Annotated in this window: 20 protein-coding genes, 1 tRNA gene and 1 pseudogene; 9 read left to right on the plus strand and 13 right to left on the minus strand. The window is 73.9% G+C overall.

Going from position 1 to position 24,611, the window contains the following annotated elements:
* Positions 1-9 precede the first annotated feature (9 nt).
* Complete coding sequence (gene ptsP, locus IFT77_RS04525) at positions 10-1,662, minus strand: phosphoenolpyruvate--protein phosphotransferase (protein ID WP_192169303.1); 1,653 nt, start codon at positions 1,660-1,662, stop codon at positions 10-12.
* Positions 1,663-1,784: 122 nt separating this feature from the next.
* On the opposite strand from ptsP, the gene IFT77_RS04530 reads away from it, so the two are divergent.
* From IFT77_RS04530 to IFT77_RS04570, 9 genes and pseudogenes are all read left to right on the plus strand, one after another.
* Positions 1,785-2,972 (plus strand): YihY/virulence factor BrkB family protein, encoded by a 1,188-nt coding sequence (locus tag IFT77_RS04530; protein WP_192042099.1) that lies wholly within the window; start codon positions 1,785-1,787, stop codon positions 2,970-2,972.
* Positions 2,973-2,982: 10 nt separating this feature from the next.
* A complete protein-coding gene (locus tag IFT77_RS04535) occupies positions 2,983-3,828 on the plus strand; it encodes an exodeoxyribonuclease III (protein ID WP_192169304.1) in 846 nt (281 codons plus the stop codon).
* A 53-nt stretch (positions 3,829-3,881) separates the two neighbouring features.
* On the plus strand, positions 3,882-4,910 hold the full coding sequence (gene trpS / locus IFT77_RS04540; RefSeq protein ID WP_192042101.1) for a tryptophan--tRNA ligase: 1,029 nt from the start codon (positions 3,882-3,884) through the stop codon (positions 4,908-4,910).
* A 2-nt stretch (positions 4,911-4,912) separates the two neighbouring features.
* Positions 4,913-5,623 carry a GNAT family N-acetyltransferase gene (locus IFT77_RS04545; protein WP_192169305.1) on the plus strand — a complete coding sequence of 237 codons (711 nt, stop codon included), beginning with the start codon at positions 4,913-4,915 and terminating at the stop codon, positions 5,621-5,623.
* A gap of 62 nt (positions 5,624-5,685) precedes the next feature.
* Positions 5,686-6,687 carry a bifunctional diaminohydroxyphosphoribosylaminopyrimidine deaminase/5-amino-6-(5-phosphoribosylamino)uracil reductase RibD gene (gene ribD, locus IFT77_RS04550; protein WP_192169508.1) on the plus strand — a complete coding sequence of 334 codons (1,002 nt, stop codon included), beginning with the start codon at positions 5,686-5,688 and terminating at the stop codon, positions 6,685-6,687.
* Positions 6,688-6,710: 23 nt separating this feature from the next.
* Positions 6,711-7,337: pseudogene (gene ribA, locus IFT77_RS04555) on the plus strand (GTP cyclohydrolase II); the annotation flags it as partial.
* 246 nt (positions 7,338-7,583) lie between these two features.
* Complete coding sequence (locus IFT77_RS04560; protein WP_192042104.1) at positions 7,584-8,930, plus strand: MFS transporter; 1,347 nt, start codon at positions 7,584-7,586, stop codon at positions 8,928-8,930.
* Between the two features lie 124 nt (positions 8,931-9,054).
* Positions 9,055-10,968 (plus strand): ABC transporter ATP-binding protein, encoded by a 1,914-nt coding sequence (locus IFT77_RS04565; protein ID WP_192169307.1) that lies wholly within the window; start codon positions 9,055-9,057, stop codon positions 10,966-10,968.
* 111 nt (positions 10,969-11,079) lie between these two features.
* Complete coding sequence (locus IFT77_RS04570; RefSeq protein ID WP_192169308.1) at positions 11,080-12,129, plus strand: 3-hydroxyisobutyryl-CoA hydrolase; 1,050 nt, start codon at positions 11,080-11,082, stop codon at positions 12,127-12,129.
* Positions 12,130-12,146: 17 nt separating this feature from the next.
* Here IFT77_RS04570 and IFT77_RS04575 read toward each other — a convergent pair whose 3' ends face one another.
* The 12 genes from IFT77_RS04575 to IFT77_RS04630 form a co-directional block, all read right to left on the minus strand.
* Positions 12,147-13,223: a Gfo/Idh/MocA family oxidoreductase gene (locus IFT77_RS04575; RefSeq protein WP_192169309.1), complete on the minus strand. Its 1,077-nt coding sequence runs from the start codon at positions 13,221-13,223 to the stop codon at positions 12,147-12,149.
* On the minus strand, positions 13,220-14,695 hold the full coding sequence (locus IFT77_RS04580; protein WP_192042108.1) for an aldehyde dehydrogenase family protein: 1,476 nt from the start codon (positions 14,693-14,695) through the stop codon (positions 13,220-13,222). Before IFT77_RS04580 ends, IFT77_RS04575 begins: the two co-directional genes overlap by 4 nt.
* Positions 14,692-15,264, minus strand: a complete 573-nt coding sequence (locus tag IFT77_RS04585) for an isochorismatase family protein (RefSeq protein ID WP_192042109.1) — start codon at positions 15,262-15,264, stop codon at positions 14,692-14,694. Before IFT77_RS04585 ends, IFT77_RS04580 begins: the two co-directional genes overlap by 4 nt.
* 74 nt (positions 15,265-15,338) lie before the next feature.
* The gene (gene dacB / locus IFT77_RS04590) at positions 15,339-16,928 is read right to left on the minus strand and encodes a D-alanyl-D-alanine carboxypeptidase/D-alanyl-D-alanine-endopeptidase (RefSeq protein WP_192169310.1); all 1,590 of its coding nucleotides are present in this window, start codon (positions 16,926-16,928) and stop codon (positions 15,339-15,341) included.
* A gap of 104 nt (positions 16,929-17,032) precedes the next feature.
* Positions 17,033-18,013 (minus strand): Gfo/Idh/MocA family protein, encoded by a 981-nt coding sequence (locus IFT77_RS04595; protein WP_192042111.1) that lies wholly within the window; start codon positions 18,011-18,013, stop codon positions 17,033-17,035.
* A 107-nt stretch (positions 18,014-18,120) separates the two neighbouring features.
* Positions 18,121-18,193, minus strand: a tRNA-Thr gene (locus tag IFT77_RS04600).
* A gap of 60 nt (positions 18,194-18,253) precedes the next feature.
* The gene (locus IFT77_RS04605) at positions 18,254-18,913 is read right to left on the minus strand and encodes a TetR/AcrR family transcriptional regulator (RefSeq protein WP_192042112.1); all 660 of its coding nucleotides are present in this window, start codon (positions 18,911-18,913) and stop codon (positions 18,254-18,256) included.
* A gap of 14 nt (positions 18,914-18,927) precedes the next feature.
* The gene (locus IFT77_RS04610) at positions 18,928-20,073 is read right to left on the minus strand and encodes a DNA polymerase III subunit delta' (RefSeq protein WP_192042113.1); all 1,146 of its coding nucleotides are present in this window, start codon (positions 20,071-20,073) and stop codon (positions 18,928-18,930) included.
* Positions 20,074-20,083: 10 nt separating this feature from the next.
* The gene (gene tmk / locus IFT77_RS04615) at positions 20,084-20,710 is read right to left on the minus strand and encodes a dTMP kinase (RefSeq protein ID WP_192042114.1); all 627 of its coding nucleotides are present in this window, start codon (positions 20,708-20,710) and stop codon (positions 20,084-20,086) included.
* The gene (gene topA, locus IFT77_RS04620) at positions 20,710-23,688 is read right to left on the minus strand and encodes a type I DNA topoisomerase (RefSeq protein WP_192169311.1); all 2,979 of its coding nucleotides are present in this window, start codon (positions 23,686-23,688) and stop codon (positions 20,710-20,712) included. The genes tmk and topA overlap by 1 nt, the downstream gene beginning before the upstream one ends.
* A gap of 152 nt (positions 23,689-23,840) precedes the next feature.
* The gene (locus tag IFT77_RS04625; protein WP_192169312.1) at positions 23,841-24,272 is read right to left on the minus strand and encodes an Rv3654c family TadE-like protein; all 432 of its coding nucleotides are present in this window, start codon (positions 24,270-24,272) and stop codon (positions 23,841-23,843) included.
* Entirely contained in the window at positions 24,269-24,610 is a 342-nt protein-coding gene (locus tag IFT77_RS04630) for a TadE family type IV pilus minor pilin (RefSeq protein WP_192042117.1), read from the minus strand. Before IFT77_RS04630 ends, IFT77_RS04625 begins: the two co-directional genes overlap by 4 nt.
* Position 24,611 lies beyond the last annotated feature (1 nt).

Below are 24,611 nucleotides of genomic sequence, written 5' to 3' on the forward strand. Positions count from 1 at the left end.
GCAGGCGGGTCAGCCGGCGGCGACGGCCTCGGCGGCCTGTCGGGCGCCGGAGGCGGTGGTCGCCGCGATCGCCGCGGTCGCCAGGGCGCGCGCCTGCTCGAGCGTGTGGTTGCCCAGCTCGAGGCGGACGTCGGCGAGCGCCGCGGGCGTCATCGACAGCGTGGTCGCGCCGAGGCCGACGAGCACGACGGCCAGCAGCGGGTCGGCCGCGGCCTCGCCGCAGATGCCGACGGGCTTGCCCGCGGCCGCACCGGCGTCGCCGAGGGCCTTCACGAGGCGCAGGACGGCAGGGTGCCAGGGGTCCTGGTAGCTGGCGACCGAGCCGAGCATGCGGTCGGCGGCGAGGGTGTACTGCGTCAGGTCGTTGGTGCCGACGCTGACGAAGTCGGATGAGGAGAAGATCTGGTCGGCCAGCACGGCGAGCGAGGGCACCTCGGCCATCACGCCGACGGTCCTCAGCCCGAGCTCACGCCCGAGGGCCACGAAGTACTCCGTCTCCTCCGCGTCGCTGACCATGGGCGCCATGACCCAGAGGTCGGCCGTGGTGGCGGCCTGCGCCGCGGCGAGGGCGCTCAGCTGGTCGCGGAGGATCTGCTCCTTGACGCGGAGCGCACGGAGGCCGCGGAGGCCGAGTGCGGGGTTCTCCTCGTGGGCGTCGTTGAGGAAGCTGAGGGGCTTGTCGGCGCCGGCGTCGAGGGCGCGCACGACGACCTTGCGGCCGGGGAACGCCTCGAGCAGCGCCGTGTAGCTCGCGGTCTGGCTCTCGACGGTCGGGGCGGAGCTGGTGCCGAGGAACAGGAACTCGGTGCGGAACAGGCCGACGCCCTCGGCGCCGAGCGCGACGGCGCCGGCGGCCTCGTCGGGCGAGCCGAGGTTCGCGAGCAACGGCACGGCGTGGCCGTCGGCGAGCGCGCCGTCGGTCAGGGGCGCGGCGGCCGCGGCGGCGCGGTCGGCGATGCGCTTCTCGGCGACGGCGACCTCGTCGGCCGACGGGTCGACGGTGACGACCCCCGTCGCGGCGTCGGCGACGACGACGGTGCCGTCGGCGAGGTCGAGCGCGCCGGTGACGCCGACGATCGCGGGGATCGACTTCGAGCGGGCGAGGATCGCGGTGTGCGAGGTCGGGCCGCCGTCGCGCGTGATCAGGGCGAGGACCTTCTCGAGGTCGAGCAGGGCAGTGTCGGCCGGTGCCAGGTCGGGAGCGACCAGCACGAAGGGGGTGTCGCTCTCGGGCACCCCGGGGGCGGCGACGCCGCGCAGGGAGGCGATGACGCGCTGGGCGACGTCGCCCAGGTCGGTGGCGCGCTCGGCCATGTAGCCGCCCATGCCGACGAGCATCTCCTGGAAGGCGGCGAAGGCCTCGAAGACCGCGCGCTCGCCCGTGGAGCCGTCGGCGATGCGCTGGTCGACGTCCTCGACGAGGGTCGGGTCCTGGGCCATGAGGGCCTGGGCGTCCAGGACGTCCTTCGCCTCGCCTCCTGCCTTCTCGCCCCGTGCGGTCAGGTCGGAGGCGACGGCGGCGAGCGCCGTCCCCACGGCGGCCGACTCGGCGGCGGCGTCCGCGGTGCGCCCCTCAGTGCCGGGCTCGGGAAGCGGCTCGGGCATCCTCAGGACGGGGCCGACGGCCACTCCACGTCCGACGCCAACGCCCTGTAGTGCCACTGTGTACCTCTTCGTGCTCGCGGTGTCTGCGGCGGGCACGCTGATCGGCGGCGCCGCGGGGTCAGCGACATCGTACGCGAGCGGTGGCGGGCGACCCGTGCACGCGCCCGTACCCTGGGTGCATGCGCCGCCGCCCCGACGACACCGAGCAGGCCGACGCCTCCCGGGACGTCGCCGCCGACAGGCCCGCCGCGACCCGCCGGGCCGCCTCGGGCGCCGTCGCCGCCGGGTCGCGCCTCGCGTCGTCGAGGGCCGTGCGGGTCGTCGGCCGGCACGTCGTGCAGAAGGGCCCGCTGCTCGCGGCGGGCCTCACGTACCAGGCGCTCTTCGCCCTCTTCTCCGCTCTCTGGGTCGGCTTCAGCGTCGCGGGGTTCGTCGTCGCCGGGAACGACGTCGTGCGCGACGAGCTGATCGCCTTCATCCAGTCCGCCGTGCCGGGCGTCATCAAGGACGACACGGGCGCCGGCGTCGTCGAGCCGGGCGCCCTCATGAACGCGTCCGTCTTCGGCTGGACGGGGACCGTGGCCCTCGTCGGGCTGCTCTTCTCGTCGATCCGGCTCTTCGGCAGCATGCGCGACTCCGTGCGCACCGTGTTCCGGGCGCCGCAGCCCGCGACGCCGCTCCTCCGGCTGATCGCCCGCGACCTCGTGCTCGCGCTGGTCTTCGGCGCGACGGTGCTGGTGTCGGCGTCGATCTCGCTGCTGAGCACCACGGCCGTGACCTGGGGGCTGCGCCTCGTCGGGCTCTCCCCCGACTCCGACGCGTCGGCCGCGCTGCTCCGGCTCGTCGGCCTGGTGCTCGTCTTCGTCTTCGACACGGCCGTGCTCGCCGTGCTGTTCCGGGTGCTGGCCGGTCTGCACATCCCGGCCCGCCGCCTCCTCGCGGGCTCGGCGATCGGCGGCGCCGGGTTCGTGTTCATCACCTTCGTCGGCGGCACGCTGCTGCGCGCCGCCGGCTCGAACCCGCTGCTCGCGTCGTTCGCCGCGATCGTCGGGCTGCTGCTCGTCATCAACCTGCTCTGCCAGGTGCTGCTGCTCGCGGCGGGCTGGATCGCGGTCGGCATGGACGACATCGGCGTGCTCGCGGACCCGCACGCCGAGGCGGAGCGGCTGCGGCTGCTCGAGGAGGCGCGGCTGGCCGAGGAGGCGCAGCTCGGCTCGCGCAGGGCGCGCGCGGGCGAGCGGCTCCGCGCCCTCGCCTCGCGGCTGCCGCGGGGCCTCCGGAGCCCGGGCCGCGGCCCGGCCGGCCGCGACCCCGGGGGCGACGACGGCGAGGCCGGGGGCGGCTCGGGCGTCGGCGGCCGCCGCTAGTCTCTCTGGCATGGGTTCTCGTCTGCGTCTCGCCTCGGTCAACGTCAACGGCATCCGTGCCGCGTACCGCAAGGGCATGGGCGAGTGGCTGGCCGACCGTGACGTCGACGTCCTCACCCTGCAAGAGGTGCGGGCCTCGACCGACGACCTCGAGGGCCTGCTCGGCCCCGAGTGGAACGTGCTGCACCACCCCGCCACGGCCAAGGGCCGCGCGGGCGTGGCGATCGCCTCCCGGGGCGCCGCCCGCATCCACCGCGTCGAGCTCGGCCCCGACGACTTCGACAGCGCCGGCCGGTGGATCGAGGCCGACTACGACGTCGACGGCACGATCGTCACGGTCGTGAGCACCTACGTGCACTCGGGCGAGGTCGGCACCGACAAGCAGGACGAGAAGTGGAAGTTCCTCGACGCGATGAGCGAGCGGCTGCCCCAGCTCGCCGCGCACTCCGAGCTCGCCGTCGTCACGGGCGACCTCAACGTCGGGCACCGCGAGCTCGACATCAAGAACTGGAAGGGCAACGTCAAGCGCGCCGGCTTCCTGCCGCGCGAGCGCGCCTACTTCGACCGGTTCTTCGGGCCCGAGGGCGAGCCCGTCGAGACCGCCGACGGCGAGGGCGGCACGGGCCTCGGCTGGGTCGACGTCGGCCGCCGCCTGGCCGGCGAGGTCGAGGGGCCCTACTCGTGGTGGTCGTGGCGCGGCCAGGCCTTCGACAACGACACCGGCTGGCGCATCGACTACCACGTGGCGACGCCCGCCCTCGCCGAGCGCGCCTCCGGCCTCGTCGTCGACCGGGCCGCCTCCTACGACAAGCGCTGGTCCGACCACGCGCCCGTCGTCGTCGACTACGACATCTGACCCCGCACCGCCGACGCCGGGCCTCCTCCCCGGCTCTCTCCCCCTAGGACGCCATGACCAGCACCTCCGCCCCGGCCGCCGCCCGGCCCCGCCTCTTCTCCGGCATGCAGCCGACCTCCGACTCCCTGCACGTCGGCAACTACGTCGGCGCGCTGCTGCAGTGGCGTGAGCTGCAGTCCAGCCACGACGCCCTGTTCTGCGTGGTCGACATGCACGCCATCACCGTCCCGCAAGATCCTGCGACGCTCCGCGAGCAGACCCGCCGCACCGCCGCCCAGTACATCGCCGCGGGCATCGACCCCGAGAAGTCGACGCTCTTCATCCAGTCGCACGTGCCCGCGCACGCGCAGCTGGCCTGGGTGCTGAACACGCTGACGGGCTTCGGCGAGGCCAGTCGGATGACCCAGTTCAAGGACAAGTCGGCCAAGCAGGGCGCCGACGCGGCCACCCTCGGCCTCTTCGCCTACCCGACGCTCATGGCGGCCGACATCCTGCTCTACCAGGCCGAGTCCGTGCCGGTCGGGGACGACCAGCGCCAGCACGTCGAGCTCACCCGCGACCTGGCGGGGCGCTTCAACTCCCGGTACGGCCAGACCTTCGTCGTGCCCGAGGCGGCCATCCTCAAGGAGACCGCCCGCATCTACGACCTGCAGACGCCCGAGTCGAAGATGAGCAAGTCGGCCGCGACCGACTCCGGCATCGTCTGGATGCTGGACGAGCCGTCGCGCACGGCGAAGAAGATCAAGTCGGCCGTCACCGACACGGAGCGCGAGATCCGTTTCGACCGCGGGGCCAAGGCCGGCGTGTCCAACCTGTTGACCATCCTCTCCGCCTTCTCCGGCACGACCGTCGGCGCGCTCGAGCAGCAGTACGAGGGGCGCGGCTACGGCGACCTCAAGAAGGACGTGGCCGAGGTCGTCGTCGAGACCTTCACCCCGATCCGTGCCCGGACGCTCGAGCTGCTCGACGACCCGGCCGAGCTCGACCGCGTGCTCGCCGGCAACGCCGAGCGCGCCGACGCCATCGCCCAGGCGACGCTCGACACCGTGTACGACCGCATCGGGTTCGTCCGCAGGGCCTGACCGTGCAGCCGTTCGTGCTCGAGTCGCCGGCCGTCCGTCTGGAGGTGCCGGGCCCGGCCGACGTCGAGGCCATCGTCGACGCCTGCCAGGACCCGGTGCTGCAGCGCTTCACGACCGTCCCTGCGCCCTACGCGCGGTCGGACGCGGCGTTCTTCCTCGAGCGCATCGTCGACCACGGCTGGGTGACGGGACGCGAGGCCACCTGGGGCCTGCGCGGCCCGGGCTCGTCGCTGCTGCTCGGAGTCGTGAGCGTCCGGCTCGGCACCCGCGACATCGGGTTCTGGACGGCGCCGGAGGCCCGCGGCCGCGGCCTGATGACCGCGGCGGTGCGTCTCGTCGCCGACTGGGCTCTGGGCGAGGCCGGCCTCGACCAGCTGCACTGGGAGGGCTACGTCGGGAACGACGCCTCCGCCGCCGTCGCGCGCCGCTGCGGCTTCACCTACACGGGCGCCGGGCCGGGCATGCACCCCGGCCGCGACGGCGCACGGCCCCTCTGCTGGAAGGCGCGGCTGCGCCCCGGCGACGACCGCCTCCCGAAGCAGGGCTGGCCCGACCTCTCCGGCGGGGCCGCCCGGGACCACACCGCCGATGCCGCCGACGCCGAGGCCGGTCGACACGACCGCGACCGCTCCCGGGAATGGCCGCGGGTCGACGACGTTGACCACAGAGGCCCGCAGACGCCGGGCACGCCCCGTCTCCCGGAGGACTCGTGACCGACCCGAACACCGCGCCCGCGCCGTCGGACGGCCCCGACGACCTCGTCGTCGAGGCCGCCATGCGGCGTGCGCTCGAGCTGGCGGCTCGCGGCCCTGCCCGGGGCGCCAACCCCCAGGTGGGCTGCGTGCTCCTCCGACCGGACGGCAGCACCGCGGCGGAGGGCTGGCACCGCGGCGCGGGAACGCCGCACGCCGAGATCGACGCCCTGGCGGAGCTCGGGGACGCCGGAGCCGCCGGTCTCACCGCCGTCGTCACCCTCGAGCCGTGCGACCACACCGGCCGGACCGGGCCGTGCAGCACCGCCCTGATCGCCGCGGGCGTGGCGCGCGTCGTGTACGCCGTCGACGACCCGGGCGAGCAGTCCTCGGGAGGCGGCGCCCGCCTCCTCGAGGCAGGCGTCGCGGTCGAGCGAGGCCTCCTCGTCGACGAGGCGACGGAGCTCGTGCGCCGGTGGCTGGTCCCGGCTCGGCACCACCGGCCGTTCGTGACCGTGAAGTGGGCCTCGAGCCTCGACGGTCGCGCCGCGGCCGCGGACGGCACGAGCCGCTGGATCACCGGCGCCGCCGCGCGGCAGCACGTGCACGAGGTGCGCGCCGACCACGACGCGATCCTCGTGGGCACCGGCACCGTGTTCGCCGACGACCCGAGCCTCACGGCGCGGGGCGACGGCGGCGAGCTGCTCGCCGACCAGCCCGTGCCGGTGGTCGTGGGTGACCGTCCCGTCCCTGCCGGGGCCCGCCTCCGGAGCCACCCTCGAGAGCTCGTGCAGCTCGGGGGCCACGACCCCGAGGCAGCGCTCGGCGCCCTCTGGCGGCTCGGCTTCCGCAGCGTGCTCGTCGAGGGCGGCCCGACCGTGGCCAGCGCCTTCGTCCGCGCCGGCCTCGTCGACGACTACCTCGTGTACCTCGCCCCGACGCTGATCGGCGGCGCGCTCACCGCGCTCGACGACCTCGGCGTCGCCACGATCGACGACCAGCGACGCCTCCGCGTCGCCGACGTCACCCTGCTCGGCACCGACCTGCTGGTCGTGGCCCGCGACGACACCCGGAGCACCCCATGACCGACGCCCACTCCCCCGACTCCCCCCGCGTCTCGCACGTGACCTTCGAGGTCGAGACCACCGTCCCCACCTCGCACGGCACGTTCCGGATGCGCGCCTACTCCGACGTCGAGACCGGTGCCGACCACATCGCGATCGTCGCCTCCGGGCCCGACGGCGCCGCCCCCTCCGACGGGGCGCTCGTGCGGGTCCACTCCGAGTGCCTGACCGGCGAGGCCTTCGGCTCGCTCAAGTGCGAGTGCGGCCCCCAGCTCGACGCCGCCCTCGACACGATCCGCGACCACGGCGGGGTCGTCGTCTACCTGCGCGGCCACGAGGGCCGAGGCATCGGGCTCATCAACAAGCTGCGCGCCTACCGGCTGCAGGAGGACGGCCTCGACACCCTCGACGCCAACCTGGCGCTCGGCCTGCCCGCCGACTCCCGTCAGTACGGCGCCGCCGCCGACATGCTGCGCGACCTCGGCGTCACGTCGGTCCGGCTGCTCAGCAACAACCCCGAGAAGCGCCGCCAGCTCGTGGAGCACGGGATCGAGGTGCTCGAGTCCGTGCCCCTCGTCGTCGGCGTGGGGGCCTTCAACGAGGGCTACCTCGACACGAAGCGCGACCGCATGGGCCACGAGCTGCCCGGGCAGCTGCACGGCGACGCCTGACCCGCCGCGGCAGCACCTCGGTCGGCGTCGGCGCGACCGGCGGCACCGGCGGCACGGGCGGCACCGGCGGCACGTAAGATGGACGACGGCTGTCACGAGCGGCCCCTGCACCTCCGCACCACGGCACCGCGCGCCCCGTCCACCACCCGGGGCCACTTCTCCGCCTCCGACCCCGTCGAGCCCATCTGGCACCGGACGTCGTCGAGGCCGCCTCCCCTCGTCCCCTCCTGCTGCCCCGGAGTCCCCATGTCCCGCAACGCCGTCGCGCCGTCGACGTCCGCCTCCCCGCCCGTCAACAAGCGCTCGCGCGTAGTCCTCGCGAGCCTCGTGGGCACCTCCATCGAGTTCTACGACTTCTACGTCTACGCGACCGCCGCCGTGCTCGTGTTCCCCACGATCTTCTTCGCGAACGACGACCCGGCCGTCGCGAGGCTCGCCTCGTTCGCGGTCTTCGGGGTCGCCTTCATCGCGCGCCCCGTCGGCTCGATCGTGTTCGGCCACTTCGGCGACCGCATCGGCCGCAAGGGCACCCTCGTCGCCTCGCTGCTGACCATGGGCGTCGCGACCGTGCTGATCGGCTGCATCCCCGCCGGCACGACGCCGGGCTGGGCAGTCGCCGGGCCCGCCTGCCTGGTCGTGCTGCGCTTCTGCCAGGGCCTGGGGCTCGGCGGGGAGTGGAGCGGCGCCGCGTTGCTCGCGACCGAGAACGCCCCCGCCGGCCGACGGGCGATCTGGGGGACGTTCCCGCAGCTGGGCGCCCCGATCGGCTTCATCATCGCCAACCTCGTGTTCATCGTCCTCAACGCGAACCTGACCGACGAGCAGTTCCTCAGCTGGGGCTGGCGCGTGCCGTTCCTCGCGAGCGCCCTGCTCGTGATCATCGGTCTGTACGTGCGCTTCAAGCTCATCGAGACCCCGGCGTTCCAGGCCGTGGTCGACTCGGGCAACGTCGCGAAGCTGCCGCTCGCCCGCGTCTTCACGACGAGCTGGCGCCCGCTGATCCTCGGCACGTTCATCATGCTGGCGACGTACACGCTCTTCTACCTGATGACGACGTTCACGCTGACGTACGGCACCGCGGAGGCGTCGGGCGAGGCTCCGGGGCTGGGGATCGACCGCACGCAGTTCCTGCTGATGCTCATCTTCGGCTGTGTCTTCTTCGGCATCTTCACCCTGGTGTCGGGCCCGCTGGCCGAGCGGTTCGGCCGACGTGCCCTGCTCATCGTCGTGACGAGCGCGATCCTCGTGTTCGGGTTCCTGTTCGCCCCGTTCTTCTCCGCCGGCGCGGTCGGGGCCCAGGGCCTGCTGATCGTCGGGTTCACGCTGATGGGGCTCACCTTCGGCCCGATGGGCGCGGTGCTGCCCGAGCTGTTCCCGACGAGCGTGCGCTACACCGGCTCGGCCATCAGCTACAACGTCGCCAGCATCCTCGGCGCGGCCGTCGCCCCGTTCATCGCGGTCGCCCTCTGGCAGGCAGCCGGCGGCAGCACCTGGCTCGTGGGCCTGTACCTCTCGTCGATGGCCGTGCTCACGCTCGTCGCGCTGCTGCTCAGCCGCGAGACGAAGCACGTGGAGTACGACGCCGCGGGCTGAGCGGCAGCGGTCCCGGCGCAGGCCGCCGGGACCGCGCGCCGTCCCAGCGGAGGCGCAGGTGGCTCGGGACGGGACGAAGTACCGTGGTCCCGGCGATCCGCCGCGACCTTCCCCGAGAGGCACCATGAGCTCCGACACGAGCCGCTCCGACCCGAGCACTCGATCCGCGTCGTCCCCCACACCTGCCCCCGCGCCCGCTCGACGAGGACGGGCAGGTCGGACGGGCCGCCGAGAGGCGGACGGGCCCCGCGCGACGTTCCGCCAGCTGCTGCCGTACCTCTTCGAGCACAAGAAGGTGATGGTCGTCATCATCGTGCTCAGCGTGCTGGGCGCCGCCGCCTCGCTCGGCCAGCCCCTCCTCGTCAGCCAGGTCATCACGCTCGTGCAGCAGGGCGAGACGCTCGGCCGGCTCGTCTGGGCGCTCGTCGCCCTGGTCGTCGTCGCCGGCCTGCTGAGCGGGTTCCAGCACTACCTGCTGCAGCGCACCGGCGAGGGCGTCGTGCTCTCGAGCCGCCGCCGGCTCGTGGCGAGCCTGCTGCACCTGCCGGTCAGCGAGTTCGACCGTCGACGCACGGGCGACCTCGTGTCGCGCGTCGGCAGCGACACGACCCTGCTGCGGGCCGTGCTGACCCAGGGCCTCGTCGAGGCGATCGGCGGCTCCCTGACCTTCGTCGGCGCCCTGGTCGGCATGTTCCTGATCGACCCCGTCCTGCTCGGCCTCACCGTGCTCGTGGTCGCCGTCTCGGTGACGGTCGTCGTGCTGCTCTCGGGCCGCATCCGCGTCGCCAGCCGGCGCGCACAGGAGAAGGTCGGCGACCTGACCGCCGCCGTCGAGAGGTCGATCAGCTCGGTGCGGACGATCCGCGCGAGCGGCGCGACGGAACGGGAGATCACCGGCGTCCAGGCCGACGCCGAGGGCGCCTACCGGCGGGGCCTCGAGGTCGCGCGCATCTCGGCGCTCGTCGTGCCCATCGCCTCCGTCGCGCTGCAGGCGTCGTTCCTCGTCGTGCTGGGCGTCGGCGGCTTCCGCGTCGCGAACGGCACGATCGACATCGCCTCGCTCGTGTCGTTCATCCTGTTCCTCTTCCTGATGATCATGCCGCTCGGCCAGGCCATGGGCGCCGTCCTCAGCGTCAACCAGGCGCTCGGGGCGCTCGGCCGCATCCAGGAGATCCTCGACCTGCCGCGCGAGACGGAGGGCGACGACGTCGTCGCCGCGGGCCTCGGCGGCGACGCCAGGGTCGAGACCGACGCCGCGATCCGCTTCGACGACGTGCACTTCCGCTACCCCGACTCGCCCCCGGCCGTCGACGGCACGGCAGCCGCGAAGGAGGCGCGCGCGGCCTCGGACGACGACCTCACCGTGCTCCGCGGCGTCTCGTTCTCGGCTCCCGTGGGCAAGCGCACCGCCCTGGTCGGCCCGTCCGGAGCCGGCAAGAGCACCATCCTCGCCCTCATCGAGCGCTTCTACGACCCCACCTCCGGCGTCGTCCGTCTCGGCGGGGTGGACGTCCGCGCGCTCGACCGCGTCGACCTGCGCGCGCAGATCGGCTACGTCGAACAGGACGCCGCGGTCCTGGCGGGCACCCTGCGCGACAACCTCACCCTCGGCTCGCCCGAGGCCACCGACGACGACTGCCGCCGGGTGCTCGAGGCGGTCAACCTCACCGCCGTGCTCGAGCGCGGCGAGCTCGGCCTCGACGCCCAGGTCGGCGAGGACGGCGTGCTGCTCTCGGGCGGCGAACGCCAGCGCCTCGCGATCGCGCGCACGCTGCTCTCGGCTCCCCCGCTGCTGCTGCTCGACGAGTCGACGTCGAGCCTCGACGGGCTCAACGAGCAGCGCCTCCGGGAGGCCATCGACGCCGTCGCCGAGGGTCGCACCCTGATCGTGATCGCGCACCGGCTCTCGACGGTCGTGGACAGCGACCAGATCGTCGTCGTCGACGACGGACGGGTCGTCGGCGTCGGCACGCACTCCGAGCTGGTCGAGAGCACGCCGCTCTACAAGGACCTCGCGAAGCACCAGCTGCTCGTCTGATCCCTGCCTGCGGGGTCGTGGGGCGCGGAGCCGTGGGTTCGTGGGGTCACGGGGTCATGGGGCCGTGGCCCCGTAGGCCCGCCGGGAGGCCGGGTCGCCTAGCCTGGCCCGATGAGCGACGACGCCCGCGAGCCCGAGGTCCTGTTCCACGTCGACCGGGGCGTGGGGGTCGTCACGCTGAACCGGCCCGGCAAGATCAACGCGGTGACCGAGGGCATGCTCGGCCTGGTGGAGCGCGCCCTCGACGCCTGGCAGGACGACGACGTGGTCGAGGCCCTGCTGCTGCGCGGAGCCGGCCCCCGGGGCTTCTGCGCCGGCGGCGACATCACCGTGATCCACCGCGACGCGACGGCGGACCCTGCCCGCAGCGTGGCGATGTGGCGTAGGGAGTACCGGGGCGCGCTGCGGCTGGCCCGGTGGGACCGTCCGGTCGTCTCGTACCTCGACGGCATCGCCATGGGCGCCGGCGTCGGGCTCGGCGGCCACGTGTCCCTGAGGGTCGTGACGCCGCGCAGCCGCGTCGGCATGCCGGAGACGCTGATCGGCCTGACGCCCGACGCGGGCGGCAGCTACCTGCTCTCGAGGGCGCCCGGCGAGCTGGGCACCCACCTGGCGCTGACCGGTGTCGCGATGACCGCCTCCGACGCGCTGCTCACTCGGTTCGCCGACGTCCTCGTCGCCGAGGAGGGCGAGGCCGGCAGCGACCTCGTGCTGGACGCGCTCGCGACGGGCGGCCCCGACGCCGTCCGGGCCCTCGCCGTCGAGCCTCCCCCGGCGCCCCTCGCCGCCGAGCGCAGCTGGATCGACGACGCGTACCGGGGCGACGACGCACGGCAGGTGCTCGCCCGGCTGCGCGAGCTCGAGCGCGACGGGGTCGTCGCGGCCGGCCGGGCGGCCGACGACCTCGAGGCGGCCTCGCCCACCTCCGTCGTGCTCACCCTGGCCGCCCAGCGCCGGGCACGCGGCCTGCCCGACCTCGAGGCCGTGCTCGGCCAGGAGCTGGGGCTCGTCACCGCCCTGGCCGACTCCCCCGACCTCGTCGAGGGGATCCGCGCCCGGGTGGTCGACAAGGACAGGTCGCCGCGCTGGTCGCCCGGCAGCCTGGCCGACGTCGACGCCGCCGCGGTGCTCGCCCGCGTCGACTGGGACACGCGCCTCTGACCCGCCCCGGGCCGGTGTCAGGCCCCGCCGGCCGACTCCCGTGCCGCCTCGATGACCTCGAGAGCCGCCAGGGCATCGCGCGGGTCGACCGGCAGCGGGCCCGCCCCGCGGAGGGCACGGGCGAGCTGCTCGTAGAACAGCGGGTAACGGCCTCGGTCGGTCGGCTCGGGCCGGGCCTCCGCTCCGATGCCGACGAGGCCGTGTCGCTCGTCGGGGACGCGACCGTACCCGGGGTCACGGGGCGACGTGCCCGACGCGAGCTGCGCCTCCTGCGGGTCGAGCCCGTCGACGACGTAGGCCCTGGCCGTGCCGAGCACGCGGAGGCGCGGGCCGGGCTGCGCCGCGACGTGGCTCATCCAGAGCCGCGACCGGACACCGCCCTCGTGACGGAGGGACACGAACACGTCGTCGTCGGCGGCTCCCGACGGGCGTCGCCGCGCGATCTCCGCGTGCACGTCGACGACCGGGCCGAACAGGTGCAGGGCCTGGTCGACGAGGTGCGGTCCGAGGTCGAGCAGGATCCCGCCGCCCTCGGCAGCCGTCGCCTCCGACTTCCAGCCCGCGCGGTTCGCGGTCTTCCACGGCTCGAAGCGCGACTCGAAGGTGTGGACGTCGCCGAGCGCGCCGTCCCGCACCAGGCGCGAGGCCGTGAGGTAGTCGCCGTCCCAGCGACGGTTCTGGTACACCGTCAGCGACCGACCGAGCGACTCGGCGAGCTCGATCAGCTGACGAGCCGAGGAGGCGGTGGTCGCGACGGGCTTGTCGACGACGACCGCGGACCCGGCCCGCAGGGCGTCCGCGGCCACGTCGGCGTGCGTCGCGTTCGGCGTCGCGACGACCACCAGGTCGAGGCCGAGCTCGTCGAGGTCGCCCGCGCGCGGGACGATCTCGACTCCGGGGTGGGACGTCCTGGCCTGGTCGGCGCGGTCCGAGTCGCGCGTGACCACGGCGACGAGGTCGTACGAGTCGTCGGCGGCCACGAGCGGCGCGTGGAACACCCGGCCGGCGAGGCCGTAGCCGACGATGCCGACCCGGAGGCGGGACTGCTGCGGCTCCGGGGCTCGCTCGGACTGCTGCGGGACCGGGGCACTCATGCGGCGAAGGGGTCGGGGGTCATCAGGTACACGGTCTCCAGGTACTCCTGGATGCCCTCCAGGCCGCCCTCGCGGCCGAGGCCGGACGCCTTGACGCCGCCGAACGGGGCGGAGGCGTTCGAGACGACGCCGACGTTGAGGCCGAGCATCCCGGTCTCGAGCGTCTCGGCCAGTCGCTGCCCGCGGGCGAGGTCGCGGGTGAACGCGTAGGCCACGAGGCCGAACTCGGTGTCGTTCGCCAGCCGCACTGCCTCCTCCTCGTCGGCGAAGGTCGAGACGGCCAGCACGGGGCCGAAGATCTCCGTCGTGAGCAGCTCGCTGCCCGGCCGCACCCCGTCGAGGACGGTCGCCTCGTAGAACGTGCCCGTGCCGTCGACGCGCGCGCCGCCCGTCCGCACGACGGCGCCGCGGGCGACGGCGTCCCCGACGAGGCGCTCCGCCTTCTCGACCGCGCGGTCGTCGATCAGGGGGCCGACGTCGACGCCGTCGTCGGTGCCGCGGCCGAGCGTCATCGCCGCGACGCGCTCGGTCACGCGGCGGACGAACTCGTCCGCGACCGCCTCGTGCACGAGGAACCGGTTGGCCGCGGTGCAGGCCTGCCCGACGTTGCGGAACTTGGCCAGCAGGGCGCCCTCGACGGCCGCGTCGAGGTCCGCGTCGTCGAAGACGAGGAACGGCGCGTTGCCGCCGAGCTCCATCGACGTGCGGAGCACGCGCTCGGACGCCTGGGCGAGCAGGGTCGAGCCGACCGGCGTCGACCCCGTGAAGCTGAGCTTGCGGAGGCGCGGGTCGCGGATGAGGGGCTCGCAGACGTCGCCGGCCGAGGTCGTCGTCACCACGTTCACCACGCCGTGCGGCACCCCGGCCTCGGCGAGGATCCCGACGAGGGCGAGCGTCGTGAGCGGCGTGAGGTCGGCGGGCTTCACGACCACGGTGCAGCCGGCCGCGAGGGCGGGCGCGATCTTGCGCGTCGCCATCGCGAGGGGGAAGTTCCAGGGGGTGATGAGCAGGCACGGGCCCACGGGGCGCTTCAGCACCACGGTCCGGCCGGTCCCCTCCGGGTTCGTGCCGTAGCGGCCCGAGACGCGCACCGCCTCCTCGCTGGCCCAGCGGACGAACTCCGAGCCGTACGCCACCTCGCCGCGCGACTCGGCGAGCGGCTTGCCCATCTCGAGCGTCATGAGCAGCGCGAGGTCGTCGGCGCGCTCGCGAAGCAGGTCGAAGGCCCGCCGCAGGATGTCGGAGCGGGTGCGGGGAGGCGTCGCCGCCCAGGCCGCCTGCGCGGCGACGGCGGCGTCGAGGGCGCGGAGCCCGTCGGACGCGTCGCCGTCGGCGACCGTCGCGATCACGTCGCCGGTCGACGGGTCGCGCACGTCGAAGGTGCGGCCCGCGGTCGCCGGCGCCCAGGCCCCGTCGACGTGGAGGCCAGCGGGCACGGCGGCGAGGACGCGAGCCTCGTCGGCGGCGCTCACGAGCGCACCGTCTCGACGCCGGCCGCGCGCAGCTCGTCGAGGGCGGCCGCACTCGGCCCCTCGGCGACGCCGGCGACGAGGTCGGTGAGGACCCTCACGCGGAGCCCGGCCCGCGCCGCGTCGAGCGCGGAGGCGCGGACGCAGTGGTCGGTGGCCAGGCCCACGACGTCGACGTCGGTGACGCCGTGCCGGGCCACGAGCTCGACCAGCGACTCGCCCTGCTCGGTGGCGGCCTCGAAGATCGAGTAGGCCGGGCTGCCCGTGCCCTTGCGCACGTGCTCGTCGACGAGCGAGGCGTCGAGGTCGGGGTGGTACTCGGCGCCCGCCGTGCCGCGGACGCAGTGCGGCGGCCAGGTGTCCACGTAGTCCGGCTCGGCCGAGAAGTGGCCGCCGTTGTCGCCCCGGTCGTCGTGCCAGTCCCGGCTGGCGACGACGACGTCCCAGCGGGCCCGGTCGCCCCGGAGGCGCTCCGTCACCCGGGCGGCGACGCCTGCGCCCCCGGTGACGGCGAGGGCGCCTCCCTCGGTGAAGTCGTTCTGGACGTCGATGACGAAGAGCGCGGTGGTCATGCTCCCATCCTCCCTCTGTGGCCTGGTGCTGTGCTGGTGCCGATGCGGTGCGGTGCGGTGCCGGGCCGTCCCGGTCAGCCGTTCGCGAGCGAGTTCCCGCAGCGCCACACCGACGCCGTGAGGGTGTCGAGGGCGCTGCGGGCGTTGTCCTTCACCGGGCCGATGGCGTAGAACGCGAAGGTCAGCGGCGTCCCGTCGGCCGAGTCGATCGAGCCGGCGAGCGTGTACGCCGTGTCGATCCAGCCGGTCTTGGCGTGGACGGCACCGCGCGCGGCGGCGTTCGAGCCGGTGAAGCGCGACGCGAGCGTCCCGGTCCGGCCCGAGATCGGCAGGGCGTCGTAGACGGCCCCGAGACCGTGGGCGCGGTCACGCACCTGGATCATCAGGCGGGCCACGAAGGTCGACGGCACCGCGTTGTCCTCACTGAGCCCCGAGCCGTCGACGATCGTCACGACGGACGCGTCCAGCCCGTAGGTGCCGCTCAGCGCCGACCGGTACAGGGCCGTCAAGGAGGCGGCGGACCCGTCCGCACCCGACTCCCGCGACGAGGCCCGCGCGAGCATCTCGGCCAGCGTGTTGTCCGAGTTCGGCAGCATCTGGCCGATGAGGGTCGAGACCGGCTGCGACTGCACCGAGCCCAGCACCGTCGCGCTGCTCGCGGTGCCCTGCGAGATCGACGCCGATGCCGCCCCCGAGACGCCCGCGGCGACGAGCGCGGACCGGAAGGCGTCGCCGGCCCGGCCGACCGGGTCGGTGCTGCGGGGGCTCGTGACCGCGGAGGGGTCGGCCCGGTCGCCGTCGACCATCAACGCGGTGACCTCGCTGTGGTACCCGATGGTCTGCTCGGTGCGCTTCCACGACGGGTCCCACTTGTCGGCCTGGCTCCACCAGGTGGCGTCGAGCGTGATCTGCGAGACCGGCTGACCGCCGAGGGAGGCGGCCACCTGCCCCGCGAGGTCGCTGAGCGTCGGCGCGCCGGAGTACACGCTGCGGCCCGTCGCGCTGAGGGTCGCGTCGCCGCCGCCCACGAGGGCGATCGTCCCGCTGCCCGGGTCGCCCGTGACCGTGGTCGTCAGACGGTGGTCACCGCCCAGGACCGCGAGCGCGACGGCGCTCGTCAGGGTCTTGAGCACGCTGCCGGTCCGGGCCGGGGTCGACCCGTTCCGGTCGAAGAGGACCTCGCCCGTCGCGGCGTTGACGACCGATCCCTCGAACTGGGCGAGACGTGGGTCGGAGGCGGCGGCGGCGACCGAGCAGGTGCGCAGCTTGGTCGCGGGGGGCACGACCGAAGGCGTGACCCGCTGGGGGTCGGGCGCCTCGGTGGGGTCGGGCGTGACCGTGACGACGTCGGCAGGTTCGCTGCTGCCGTCGCGGTCCGCTCCGGACAGGGCACCCGACGCGACGGGAGCATCGGGGGCGGTCGCGGCGCCGGCGGCGACCGCACCGCCGCCGAGCAGGGCGAACGCGAGGACGCCAGCGGTGACCAGCGAGGTGCGGGGGTGCTCCCGCAGGAGGCGCGCGGCCGACGCGCGCACGTCTCGCGTCCGGCCTCCCCCTGCGGTCACGTCCGTGTCCTCGGCCCGCGTCTCGGCCGCCTCCGCACGTACCTCAGGGGTGACGTCGTCGGAGGGGCGGTCGTCGGGGGTCGCGTCCTGCTCGCTCATCGAGGACATCCTACGAAACGCGTGCCTCCTCCGGGGGCCGCGTCCGCGCCTCCTCGGCTCCGGACCTCGCGGGCCGGCTCAGCGAGCCCGCCAGGCCGGCCGGCTCAGCGCTCGGGGTACTGCACGCCGACCTGGCGGCGGACCTCGTCCATGGTGGCCATCACGGCGACGATCCCGTCGGAGGTGAGCGCCGGGCTCTCGAGCTCGCCGGCCTCGGCCAGGCGGGCCAGCTCGAGCGCCTGGTGCTGCATCCCGCGGAGGTCGCCCTCGTCCGAGTCGAACCGCTCGACGACCTCGCCGTCGGCGTCGAGGACGGTGAACCCGCCGGGCGCGTAGAAGGTGTGGTCGATCTCGATGCGGCCCGCGCTGCCGTGCAGGACGGCGTCGTTGCGGCCCGCGGTGTCGAGCGCGCAGAACAGGTTCGACGTCGCTCCGTTCGCGTGGCGCAGCGTGATCCCGGTGCGTCTGTCGACGCCCTGGTCGCTGAGCACGGCCGTGGCCGCGACGGCCTCGACCGGCCCGAGCAGGTCGTGGGCGAACGAGACCGGGTAGACCCCGAGGTCGAGCAGGGCGCCGCCGCCGAGGGCCGGGTCGTTGAGGCGGTGCTGCGGGTCGGTCGGCAGCGACTGCATGTGGGATGCCGTGAGGAGGCGCGGCTCGCCGATCACGCCGCTGCGGACGACCTCACGGAGGCGCGCCTGCTGCGGCAGGTACCGGGTCCACATCGCCTCGAGGGCCACGACGCCGGCCTCACGAGCGGCGGCCAGCACGCGCCCCGCCTCGTCGGCGCTGACGGTGAAGGGCTTCTCGACGAGGACGTGCTTGCCCGCCCGGATGGCGAGGAGGGCGTTCTGTTCGTGGAACACGTGCGGCGTCGCGACGTACACCGCGTCGACCTCAGGATCGGCCACGAGGTCGTCGTAGCTGCCGTGCGCGGTCGTGATGCCGTGGTCTTCCGCGAAGCGCTTGGCCTTGTCGGCGTCACGCGACCCGACGGCCGCGACGGCGATGCCTGCGGCGGCCAGGTCGTTCACGAAGGTGTCGGCGATGCCGCCGGCGCCGAGGATTCCCCATCGGATGCTCATGCGACCTGTCTACCAGTCAGGCTGGTCGGCGGGGCTGCGGAGGAGGGGCGTCCGGGGACGCTGAGGACGGCGGAAGGCCCGATCCTGACGGACCGGGCCTTCGTGGGAGCCGCTTTGGGGAATCGAACCCCAGACCTTCTCATTACGAGTGAGACGCTCTGCCGACTGAGCTAAAGCGGCGGATCTCGATCAGATCGAGAACCCGTGCCTCGCGGCACGATCACCAACTGTAGCGGATTCTCAGACCTGTCGCGTCACGACGCGGCCGAGCTCGGCGAACGACCCCTCCATGCGTGCCCGCAGGCCGTAGCGGTGGTCGGTCGCGTGGTCGGCGTCGTCGTCGTCGATCCACTCGCCCCAGGCGTGCCGGAGCGCGGCGATCGCCACGAGCGTGAGCAGGTGGGCGCTGCTCAGGTCCGACTCCTCCGTGGCGTCGTCCGCACGGCCGGGAGCCGTGGCCAGCCGGCGCGCGACGATGCCGGTGAGGCGCTCCTCGAGCACGCGGGTGGAGGCGATCCGGCGGGCGAGCAGGTCGGGGTGGCTGCGCAGCACCATCCGCCGGCGCTGCACCAGGTCGCGGTCGAAGGTCGCGGTCACGACGGCCTCGTCGAGGAGGCGGATGAGGCCGTCGATGATCGGCTCGTCGTGCGCCCCCAGGAACCGGTCGAGGGACTCCCCCTCGGGCAGGTCGGGCAGGTCGCCGACGACCGCCTCCTCCTTCGACGTGAAGTAGTTGAAGAACGTGCGGGGCGACACGTCGGCGCGGCGGCTGATCATGTCGACGGTGACGGCCTCGAGTCCCTCCTCGCCGATCAGGTCGAGGACGGAGAGCTGGATGGCCCGTCGGGTGGCCAGGCGCTTGCGCTCACGCAGGCCCGGGGCGGCAGTCGGGTCGGTCATGCCGCCATCTTGCCTCACCTGACCGCGTGTCGGCTGACGGCCACCAGCATGGCCTCGAGCGCCAGCGCCGGGGCCACGTTCGACTCGATCCGTCGACGTGCGACGGCGATCGCGTCCATGACCGCGAGCGTGCTCGCCGGCGTCGAGGCCGCGGTCGCCTCGTCGAGCCGGCCACCGACCGCCTGGTTGATGGGCTCCTCCGCGACTCCGAGGTGCAGCAGGAGGACGTCGCGGTACAGCGAGAGCAGGTCGACGAGGATGCGGTCGATGCCGTCGCGGAGGCTCCGGGTCGCCCGGCGCTTCTGGTCGTCCTCCAGCGCGCGGAGCTGGCTGCGGAGTGCAGGGGGCACGGTCCCGCCCGGCTCGACGCCGAGCGACCGGAGGGCGCTCGCGCGCTCCTGGGCGTCACGCTGCTCGGTGATGGCCTTGGCGTCGTCCCCGGCGACGGCGAGCATCGTGGTCGCCGCGTTCACCGCGTCGGACACGCTGCGGATGGCCAGAGCGGTCTCGAGCGTCCGTCGCCGGCGCTCGCGCGCCTCCTCGTCCGTCGCGAGACGGAGCGCCATGCCGATGTGGCTCTGCGCCTCACGGGCCGCCGTGACGGCCGTCTCGTGGTCGATGCCGTCGCGACGCTCGAGCAGGGCGGCCACGTCGGCCACGCTCGGCGTCCGGAGGCGGATGCTGCGGACGCGGGACCGGATCGTGGGGATGAGGTCGGCCTCGCTCGGGGCGCAGAGGATCCACACCGTGCGGGGCGGCGGCTCCTCGAGGGCCTTCAGCAGCAGGTTGCTGGTGCGCTCGGTCATCCGGTCGGCGTCCTCGATGACGACGACGCGGTAGCGGCCGACCGAGGGAGAGAACTGGGACGACGCGACCAGCGACCGCACCTCGTCGATGGTGATGATGATCCGCTCCGTGCTGAGCACGGCCAGGTCGGGGTGCGACCGGGCGTCGACCTGGCGGCTCGTCGCCTCGTCGTCGTGGCCCCGGGACAGCAACGCGGTCGCGAAGGCGTAGGCGAGGTTGGAACGGCCGGAACCGGGCGGGCCGGTGATCAGCCACGAGTGCGTCATCGCCGAGCGGGACGGGTCGGCCGACGCCGCCGCCTTCAGCAGCTCGACGGCGTCGGCCTGACCGGTGAGGCCGTCCCAGCTGCTCATCGCTCGCCGCTCACGGCGCGGTCAGGAGGTCGGCGACCCTGGCCCGCACCGTCGCCGCGACGTCGGCGACGGGCAGCGTGGCGTCGACCACGACGAACCTCGCGGGCTCGGCGCGGGCGATCTCGAGGTAGGCGTCCCGGACACGGCCGTGGAACGCCTCGGCCTCGGACTCGAGCCGGTCGTACGACTTCTCGGCTGCGTCGAGTCGCGAACGGCCGACCCGGGGGTCGAGGTCGAGCAGCACGGTCAGGTCGGGCGTCAGCCCGCCGGTCGCCCAGGTCGACAGCTCGCGGACCTCGTCGCCGCCGAGGACCCGGCCGGCGCCCTGGTAGGCGACGGACGAGTCGACGTACCTGTCCTGCAGGACGACCTCGCCGCGGTCGAGGGCCGGACGCACGAGCGTCTCCACGTGGTGTGCGCGGTCCGCGGCGTAGAGCAGCGCCTCGGCGCGCGGAGCGATGTGCCCCCTGCGGTGCAGCACGATCTGCCGCAGCTCGAGGCCCAGGTCGGTGCCGCCCGGCTCCCGGGTGCGCACGACGCTGCGCCCCTGCTCGCCGAGCCACTCCTCGAGCAGGGCCGCCTGCGTGGTCTTGCCCGATCCGTCGCCGCCCTCGAGGGTGATGAACAGACCGGCCACTACGAGGCCTCCGGCGCGTCGCCGTCCGTGGCCGCCGCCGTGGCAGTGGCCTTCGCGGCGGCGGGCTTCCTCGCGGCAGCCGGCTTCTTGACGGCAGCCGGCTTCGCGGCAGCGGCCCCGGCAGCAGCCGGCTTCGCGGCAGCGGGCTTCTTCGCGACCGCAGGCTTCTTGGCAGCCGGCTTCGCGGCAGCCGGCTTCTTGGCAGCCGGCTTCTTGGCAGCGGGCTTCTTCGCGGCCGGCTTCTTGGCCGGGCCCTTGGCGCGCTTGTCGGCGAGCAGCTGGATCGCGCGCTCGAAGTCGACCTCCTCGACGGTCTCCCCTCGGGGGATGGTGGCGTTCGTCTCGCCGTCCGTCACGTAGGCCCCGAAACGGCCGTCCTTGATCTTGATCGGCTTGCCGCTGACCGGGTCGGCCTCGAACTCGGCGAGGGCGCTGCTGGCGCGCTTCGCCCCGTACTTGGGCTGGGCGTAGAGCTCGAGGGCGCCGGGCAGGTCGATCTCGAAGATCTGGTCCTCGCTGGTGAGCGACCGGGTGTCCGTGCCCTTCTTGAGGTACGGGCCGTAGCGGCCGTTCTGCGCCTGGATCTCGTCGCCCGTCTCGGGGTCGACGCCGACCGTCCGCGGCAGGTCGAGCAGCGCGAGAGCGGTCCCGAGGTCGATGGTGTCGACGCTCATGCTCTTGAACAGCGACGCCGTCCGCTCCTTGGGCGCGGCCTTCTTCGCCGGCGCCTTCTTGGCCGGCGCCTTCTTGGTCGCGGCGCCGTCCGTGGCGGTAGGCGTTGCGGTGGCGGCGGCGGTCCCCGCCTCGACGACCTCGCCGGTGGCGGGGTCCGCAGCGATCTCCTCCGGGGTGCGCTCCGTCACGTACGGACCGAAACGGCCGTCCTTGGCGAGCACCTCCTTGCCGGACTCGGGGTTGACCCCGACGACGCGGTCGCCGATGACGGGAGCGTCGATGAGCTCGCGGGCGCGGGCCGGCGTCAGCTCGTCCGGCGCCATGTCCTCGGGGACGTTGACCCGGCGGGGGGTCTCGGGGTCGTCGCCCGGAGCCTCGAGGTAGGGGCCGTAGCGGCCGATGCGCAGGGTGAGCCCCTCGCCGAGCGGGATGGAGTTGATGTCCCTCGCGTCGATCTCGCCCAGGTTGTCGATCACCTTGCGGAGCCCGCGGTGCGTGTCGTTGCCGAAGTAGAAGCCGTTGAGCCAGTCGACCCGGTCGGCGTCGCCGCCGGCGATGAGGTCGAGGTCGTCCTCCATGCTGGCCGTGAAGTCGTACTGGACCAGGTCGCCGAAGTACTCCTCGAGCAGCCGGACGACGGAGAACGCGATCCAGTTCGGCACGAGGGCCGTGCCCCGGGGCGTCACGTAGCCGCGGTCGACGATGGTCGACATGATGGCGGCGTACGTCGACGGGCGCCCGATCCCCAGCTCTTCCAGGGTCTTGACGAGGCTCGCCTCGGTGTAGCGCGGCGGCGCGCTCGTGTCGTGCCCCTTCGCCTCGATCTCGTCGAGGGTGAGCTGCTGGCCCTCCGTCAGCGGCGGGAGCTTGGCCTCGGCGCTGTCGGCCGCGCCGTGCCGGTCTTCGTCACGACCCTCCTCGTACGCGTTCAGGAAGCCGCGGAAGGTGATGACGGTGCCGGTGGCGACGAACTCGGCCGCCGTGCGGGCGGCGCCCTCGGCGGACACGCCCGCGACGGCGGTCTGCGTCGTCGCCGTCACGACGACGGAGGCCGTCGAGCCCTTGGCGTCGGCCATCTGCGAGGCGACGGTGCGCTTCCAGATGAGGTCGTAGAGCTTCCAGTCGTTGCCCCTCAGGGTCGACTGCATGTCGCTCGGCGTGCGGAACGTGTCGCCGGAGGGGCGGATCGCCTCGTGCGCCTCCTGGGCGTTCTTGCTCTTGCCCGTGTAGACGCGGGGCTTCTCGGGCACCGTGTCGGCACCGTACAGGGAGGCGGCCTGGGTCCGGGCGGCGTTCGTCGCCTGCTGCGAGAGCGAGGGCGAGTCGGTGCGCATGTAGGTGATGTGCCCGTTCTCGTACAACGACTGGGCGACGCTCATCGTCTGGCGGGCGGAGAAGCGCAGCTTGCGGGCGGCCTCCTGCTGCAGGGTCGACGTCGTGAACGGGGCGGCGGGACGGCGCGTGTAGGGCTTCGACTCGACCGACGAGACGACGATGTCGACGCCCGACGCCTGCAGCGCACGGGAGAGAGCCCCGGCCGAGGCCTCGTCGAGCGCGACGGCCTGCCCCTTGGGCTGGCCGCGGTCGTCGAAGTCCCGACCGCTCGCGACCCTCGTGCCGTCGACCCGCACGAGGCGGGAGGAGAAGGGCACCGCGTCGGCGGCAGGCTCGAAGGTGGCGGTGAGGTCCCAGTAGGAGGCGGAGACGAACGCGAGCCGCTCGCGCTCGCGGTCGACGACGAGGCGGGTGGCCGCCGACTGCACGCGACCGGCCGAGAGGCCCGGACCCACCTTGCGCCAGAGGACCGGCGAGACCTCGTAGCCGTAGAGGCGGTCGAGGATGCGTCGGGTCTCCTGGGCGTCCACGAGAGCCGTGTCGAGCTCGCGGGTGTTCTCCTGGGCCTTCTGGATCGCGTCCTTCGTGATCTCGTGGAAGACCATCCTCTTGACGGGGACCTTGGGCTTCAGCTCCTGCAGCAGGTGCCACGCGATGGCCTCGCCCTCGCGGTCCTCATCAGTCGCGAGGTAGAGCTCGTCCGCGCCCTTGAGCGCACGCTTGAGCTCGGAGACCGTCTTCTTCTTCGCGTCGGAGACGACGTAGTAGGGCTCGAAGCCGTTGTCGACGTCGACGCTGAACTTGCCGAGCGACCCCTTCTTGAGCTCCGGGGGCAGGTTCTTGGGCTCGACGAGGTCACGGATGTGCCCGACGGAGGCGAGCACCTCGTAGCCGCTGCCGAGGTACTGCCCGATCGTCTTGGCCTTCGCGGGCGACTCGACGATGACCAGTTTCTTCGTGCCTGGCACGGGACTCCTTGCTTCGGGGAACGTCTGGACCCGGTCTCGAGGACCGGTCAGGTGGTCGGAGGCGGGCGGTCCTCCCGCCGTCCCTGACACGGGACCGACGGATCGTGCGCTGCCGACAGGCACACCATACACACACCCTCCGGCGCACCGGCTCACGGCCCGGGGCCCGTCCGGCGCGCTGCGGAGGGCGGCGGTCCTGCCGTCGCCGAGGCGCGCACGGCGACCCCGAGCAGGGGCGCCGACCCCGTCACGACGACCGTCACGACGAGCCCGTCGACGTCGCAGGAGGAGAGCTCGACCGTGTTCGCCCGAGCCAGCGACGCTGCCAGGGAGCACGGCCCGCCGCCACCCGTGACCAGCCCGGCGGCGGCGTCCGCGGCGGCCAGGGCGGAGGCGTCCGCGGCGCCCGCCACCCTGCTGCGCTCGGCGAGCGCCCGCGTCCCCGCGAGGGCCGCCGCGGCCAGGACCGCGACCCCGACGACGGCCGAGACCGAGAAGACGGAGGCGCTGCCCGCGTCGCCGTGATCGGTCCGGCCCGCTACGGCCGTCCCCTCTCTCCCCCTCGTCTCTTCTCTCCCGCTCATCCGCCGGCCGCCGGCGCGCAGCTGCGGGCCCGCAGGGTGACGACGCCGGAGAGGGGCCCGAGGGAGACTGCCCTCGCCACCGTGAGGCAGACGATCGTGCCCTCGGTCGACGCGCTGCTCTCGGCACCCGGCGCCAGCGCCGCCAGCGTCGCCGGGACGGAGTCGACGTCTCCCCTCGCCGTCTGCCGGGCGGCCACCGCGGCGGCGTCGGCCAGCCGGACGGACTGCGCTGAGGCCCCGACCGCCCCGACGGCCAGCGCGACGACCGCGAGGACGGCGGGCAGGACGACCGCGAACTCGGCCGTGACGCTCCCGGTGTCGCGGAGGAGCCTGCTCATC

Origin of the sequence: Frigoribacterium sp. CFBP 13729 (assembly GCF_014841875.1) — a bacterium.
In the GTDB taxonomy this organism is placed as follows: domain Bacteria; phylum Actinomycetota; class Actinomycetes; order Actinomycetales; family Microbacteriaceae; genus Frigoribacterium.